General features: G+C 61.5%; 3 protein-coding genes. All 3 read right to left on the reverse strand.

The annotated features are described in order from the left end of the window. Positions 1-511 precede the first annotated feature (511 nt). The 3 genes from VFP86_22010 to asnS all read right to left on the reverse strand — a co-directional run bounded on the left by VFP86_22010 (position 512) and on the right by asnS (position 4,122). Positions 512-1,600, reverse strand: a complete 1,089-nt coding sequence (locus tag VFP86_22010; GenBank protein HET9002326.1) for a glycosyltransferase family 4 protein — start codon at positions 1,598-1,600, stop codon at positions 512-514. Between the two features lie 825 nt (positions 1,601-2,425). Next, positions 2,426-2,833: a hypothetical protein gene (locus VFP86_22015; protein HET9002327.1), complete on the reverse strand. Its 408-nt coding sequence runs from the start codon at positions 2,831-2,833 to the stop codon at positions 2,426-2,428. Further along, positions 2,830-4,122, reverse strand: coding sequence for an asparagine--tRNA ligase (asnS, locus tag VFP86_22020; protein ID HET9002328.1), 1,293 nt, complete (start codon positions 4,120-4,122; stop codon positions 2,830-2,832). Before asnS ends, VFP86_22015 begins: the two co-directional genes overlap by 4 nt. Between the last annotated feature and the right edge of the window lie 103 nt (positions 4,123-4,225).

Below are 4,225 nucleotides of genomic sequence, written 5' to 3' on the forward strand. Positions count from 1 at the left end.
GCGTCCCGTCCCCATGAGCTCCACATCGACCACCTCGAGACCGCGTCTCGCCGCGATCGGCCCCGCCAGTCCCGCCACGTGCTCAGCAATCTCCTGGCGCCTCACCGATTTTGCCCCCACAAACATGCGCCCCAGCCTTTGGCGCCTCCAAGAAACGAAAGAGTGGGTCAAGCACCCACTCCCCTCGAAGGCGTCAAGATTGGGGCACGGACCGGATCAATTACCTCTCGTAGTATACCATAGGCGTAAAAGAAATGACAAGGCGCCGTATCGCGCCATATAAACTGTTACCGGAGGGAGGGATCGTCGCGTCAAAAACGGTGTTTCCGGAGACAGAGCACCTCCACGAGGGGGCACTCGGTGACACCCGCCGCCATCCGCGAGTGCATGAAACACTTCGCCCGCGAGATACTACTGCATCCCGCACCATCAAACGGCAGATCCTCGACTCGATGAGTTTTGTGCCACCACCGGCCATCACCGCAAGTCGGCGATCCGCTTTCTAGTGTTCTTAGGCAGATGATTTTCGGATTCGGGGGGTAGCATAAACCTTTTCGAAAACCTGCTCGATTCGGCGTGCCATAACCTCCGTGGTATAACCAGCTTCGTAATGTTGCCGGGCGTTACGCCCGAGGCGCGCTGCTTCACAAGGGTTTTGGAGAAGACTCAGGATCGCGTTGGCTAATGTCCTTGCATCACCGGGAGGCAGAATAATGCCTGTCTCTCCATCGACCAGTAGCTCGGGGATGCCGCCAACTCGGCTGGTTACGGCAGGCTTGCCGAGCGACATACTCTCCAGCAGAGCTATAGGGGACGAGTCAAGACGCGTGGGGTGTGCATGGACGTCTACCAGTTGCCAGATATCACCGATACTGCCGGGATAGGCAACGATACGAACCCGGTCCCCAAGTCCTTGCGTCTGGACCATCTGATCAAGCCGGTCCCGGTAGTCAAGGGCTACTTGCGTTTGCCCGGTGTAGCCGACCACGAGAAAGAACGCGTCAGGTTGTTGCGCCAAAATCAACGGCGCTGCCTCCAACAACAGGTCTTGTCCCTTGGTCGGCCAAAGACGAGCAATTTGGGCCACGATTTTTGCGCCCAATGGGATGCCGAACTCAGTTGTCAACTCCTCCCGAGATCGTTCGGCGCGTGGTGGTTCGATACCATTCGGAATGCAATAGCCTGGCGGAGGCAGGACCATCCCTTGGCGTATGGCGTCAAGGCAAGTAACCGAATCACAAATCACCGCGTCCACCAACGCATAGATGCCTTGTCCGAATAGGGACCACGGCAAAGGGGGGCCGCGACGGAACCACCTCTCTCCTCCGGTCCACGGGGTATATTTTGTGGAAGTCACCGCTTTTACGCCGGCCAAACGACCAGCCAGCGTTGCCACTACCGTGCCCATTTCCATCCGCCCATCCACAATATCGATCTCGCGCTCGCGGAGTGCCCGGGCGGTCCTGTGGATCAACTGGATGTAGGTTTGAAACTGGTCCACCGTGCGGTTTATAGCTGAAGCTTTTTTCCAGTGGAAGTGGCGGGCGGGTATCCCGAGGTCCACGATCTCCACGTCAACTGCCCGGAACCAGTTCCACACAGGGCCGCACAAATGCTCCCATTCCGCGGAGGAACTCATACCACCAAATACAATGCAATCAAAGCGATCCCGATTACGAGCAGCCAAATATGCAAGCAACCGAGTGGTGTCCCCTCCGATGATTAGGCTAGAGTAAATAGATGCAACCCTTAACCGACGCGTCATTGGCGAACTGGCAATGCCAGCATTCCGTCGTTAAAATGCTTCTGCTCGGAGTGGCGCACGGACCCTAAGAGAGCACGGGTGTAAGGCAGTCTACCAGGCAATCGCACACATAGGATACATCATCGCGAGAGAGCCCAGCCCACGTGGGAAGGTTCATGCCTCGCAGCGCAATTCGATTGGCTACGGGATAGTCATCGCTCTGAACCAGATTCCGGTACGGAGGAAGATTATGTATCGGATAGAATACCGGGCGTGTCTCAATCCCTCGCGCGTGGAGTCGCGTGATGATTTCGTCACGGCTCGAAGGGGAGTTGCTCTCAAATACCACACTGAACATAAAGTAGACATGTCTGGCCCATTCCTTCTCAGGCTGGTCCGTGAGTTGAGGAACGCCTCGAAGCTTCTCACGGTACCATGAAGCGATTTCAGAGCGACGTTCCAAATGCCACTCTATTTTCTCGAGTTGTCCAAGACCAATAGCGGCCGCAACATTCGTCATGCGATAATTGTAGCCGATCGTCGGGAACCAATAACGGCGAGTCGGATCTGCCCCATGATACCTGAGCTGATGCACCTTTCTCGCCAAGCCCCCGTCATTCGTGATAACCATGCCGCCCTCACCGCATGTGATGATCTTGTTCGCATAGAAACTGAAAGTTGCTATGGGGACACGGTGAGGCCGGGGACGGAGACGTTCAGAAACGCGAGGACTCGTGTCGTCGCCCGCTGGATGATGTACGCCGAAAACGCTTCGTACGATGCGGCACCGCAGGTGCCCGTGTCGACCACGGTGGTCACGCCTTTCGCCACCCCCGCATCGCCATCGGGATGGACGCTGCCGCGCGTGAGCCCGTACGCCACATGGGCGTGCAGGTCGATCCACCCGGGGGAGACGACCAACCCGGTCGCGTCCACCACCTGCGCGGCCGCGCTGGCGATGGACCCCACCGCCCGGATGCGGCCCTGGCGAATCGCGAGATCCGCAGGCCCATCCACGCCGTCGGCGGGATCGAGGACCCGGCCCCCGCAGATCAGGAGATCGTCGCCTGCCGGCGCCGCGGCACTCACGGGTAGAGCCGATTGAGCAGGCGAGGGAACGCGATCGTCTCCCTCACGTGATCCACCCCGCAGATCCAGGCGACCGTCCGCTCGATCCCGATCCCAAACCCGCTGTGGGGCACCGACCCGTACCGGCGCAGGTCGAGGTACCATGCGTACTCGTCGGCGGGAAGGCCCGCCTCGCGCAGCCGGCGCTCGAGCAGATCGGGATCGTGGATGCGCTCGCCGCCTCCGATGATCTCTCCGTGGCCCTCCGACGCGAGGAGGTCCGCGCCGAGCGCCACTTCCGGTCGGAGCGGATCCGGCTGCATGTAGAAGGCCTTGCACTGGGTGGGATACCGGTGGACGAACACCGGGCGGTCGAAGAGGTTGCTCAGGATGGTCTCCTCGTCGCCGCCAAAATCCTCGCCCCATGTCATCGCATGTCCCTGATCCCGCAGGCGGGACACGGCCTCATCGTAGGACAGACGGGGAAACGGCGGCCGCACACGCTCGAGGACGGTGAGGTCCCGTTCCAGGATGTCGAGCTCCTTGCGCCGCCGTTCCAGCACCCGCTCGACGGCAAACACGACCATGCCTTCCGCCAGGGCCATGCAGCCGTCCAGGTCCAGGAAGGCTGCCTCCGGCTCGATCATCCAGAACTCGGTCAGGTGCCGGCGGGTCTTGCTCTTTTCCGCCCGGAACGTCGGGCCAAAACAGTACACGCGACCGAGCGCCGCGGCGTTGGCCTCGTTGTACAACTGCCCGCTCTGCGTCAGATAGGCCTGCCGCTCGAAGTATGGGGTCTCGAACAGCGTGCTCGTTCCCTCGCAGGCCGAGGGGGTGAGGATGGGTGTGTCCATGCGGATGTATCCGCGGTCGTCGAGGTAATCGCAGATGGCGCGTTCCACTTCCGCGCGCACCCGCATGATCGCCTGCGGCCGGCTGCTGCGCAGCCAGAGGTGGCGGTGATCCATGAGGAACTCGACCCCGTGTTCCTTGGGGGTGATGGGGTACGGCTGGGCGGTCTGGATCACCGAGAGACGGCGGAGCCCGAGCTCGTACCCGCCGGGCGCGCGACGATCCTCACGGACGATCCCGCCGGCCACCACGGAGGACTCCTGGGTCAACGCCCGCGCGGCATCGAAGACCTCGGGCGGGAGATCGGCCCGGACCATCACCGCCTGGAGAATCCCCGTGCCGTCCCGTAGCAGGAGAAAGTGGATCGCCCCGCTGCTGCGCAGGTTGTACACCCACCCTCGGACCTCGACCTCCTCCCCCACGTGCCCGCCGATCGCCTCGATCGTGGTGACCGTCATGCGTGTCGTGCCTCCTTACGCGTCCCGTCCGGAGCGGCCAGAGGGGGCTACGCCGGATGCGAATCCTTCTCCTTGTGCCTTGCGGGCCGGGCGCCGCCCGCCG

This window comes from bacterium, from assembly GCA_035703895.1.
Lineage (GTDB): Bacteria > Sysuimicrobiota > Sysuimicrobiia > Sysuimicrobiales > Segetimicrobiaceae > Segetimicrobium.

Bases quoted from the DNA above. Each gene is read 5' to 3' on its own strand.
- asnS (HET9002328.1), bottom strand. From the start codon at position 4,122: ATGACGGTCACCACGATCGAGGCGATCGGCGGGCACGTGGGGGAGGAG.